The following is a 1,133-nucleotide window of genomic DNA, read 5'->3' on the forward strand; positions in this document are numbered from 1 at the left end:
TTTTCTTGGCGATAGCCACTGCGGTGGTTTTCTGAGCCTCGGTCACTGCAACAGTGGAGGACAGGGACACAACGCCTTTGTTGGTTTCAACTTTGATATCGGTGCCTGGGATGCCTTTTTCGGTTACCAGGTCGCTTTTGACTTTGGTAGTGATCCAGGTATCGGAAGTAGCTTCTTTAGCCTTGGTCATTTCACCGGCGGCCAGAGTCATTGGAGCCTGGGTAGCCTGAGTGGTCTGGGCGAATGCGCCGGAAGCCATGGTCAGGGTCAGCGCGGTAGCAGCAGCGGCAGTGATAGCGAACTTCTTCATACGAGTAACTCCTGTTTTTTCTGGAAAGTCTGCTGGGTTGTCTTGTCAGCAGGGTTACTGGGTATATTGCGAAGGCTGTGCCAACTTTTCGAAAGACAATAAATCGTTATAAATCAATCGGTTATGAATTATGCAAATTTTCGAAATCATGCAATTTGCATGAGACGTGCATTATTGACATGCAAGTTGCGGCTTTTCCGAAAGTTCCTAACACGCTGAAATTATTGAAGCTTTTCCCAGCGCCAAAAGACAAAAAAATGCCCCGCAACGCGGGGCATCCGGTGACGCTTGTCGAGTCAATCAGGCACCGCTGCCCGGGCAACCCTTAGGCGCGTAATCGGCGTTCACCGTCGAAGCGCAGCTCCAGACACCCGCCGCCGAGCCGGTCCCCGAAGAACGAGTCAGCGTGATGGTTTTGCCCAGCACTGGAGCCGGAGCGTTGGCCAAGGTGCAGACGATGGTCCCCGCGCCAGTCGACGCCGTGCCGGACGCGGTCACGGTGCCGCAATTGGTGGTAGTAAACGACGCGCTACCTGCCACCAGCGTCAGCGTCGGGTCCGTACCTTGATTAATGGTGTCCTCGAAAGGCACTTTTAGCGCGCTGATTTCCGCCAGCCCGGCAGTGACTTTCGAGCGTGCCTGATACTTGGTGTATTGCGGCAGGGCGATGGTCGCCAGAATGCCGATGATCGCCACCACGATCAGCAGCTCGATCAGAGTGAAACCTTTTTGGTTGTTCATAGACAGGCTCTCCATGCATGAGTCGGAATCTCATGATCTGCAAAGGGCTCAGCATAGGCCGTGCCAACCGCTTGCAGACCCC

The 1,133-nt window shown here is 54.4% G+C and carries 2 protein-coding genes; both read right to left on the reverse strand.

Annotation, left to right across the window (positions count from 1 at the left end):
- A partial coding sequence (locus DBR18_RS15850; RefSeq protein ID WP_108591020.1) for a BON domain-containing protein occupies positions 1 to 310 on the reverse strand: 310 nt, incomplete at its 3' end.
- A gap of 300 nt (positions 311 to 610) precedes the next feature.
- Positions 611 to 1,051 (reverse strand): pilin, encoded by a 441-nt coding sequence (locus DBR18_RS15855; protein WP_098965660.1) that lies wholly within the window; start codon positions 1,049 to 1,051, stop codon positions 611 to 613.
- Positions 1,052 to 1,133: the final 82 nt, after the last annotated feature.

This window comes from Pseudomonas sp. HMWF021 (assembly GCF_003061005.1).
Taxonomy (GTDB): Bacteria; Pseudomonadota; Gammaproteobacteria; order Pseudomonadales; family Pseudomonadaceae; genus Aquipseudomonas.

Coding starts and splice junctions, on each gene's coding strand:
- DBR18_RS15855 (WP_098965660.1), bottom strand. CDS start 1,051: ATGAACAACCAAAAAGGTTTCACTCTGATCGAGCTGCTGATCGTGGTG.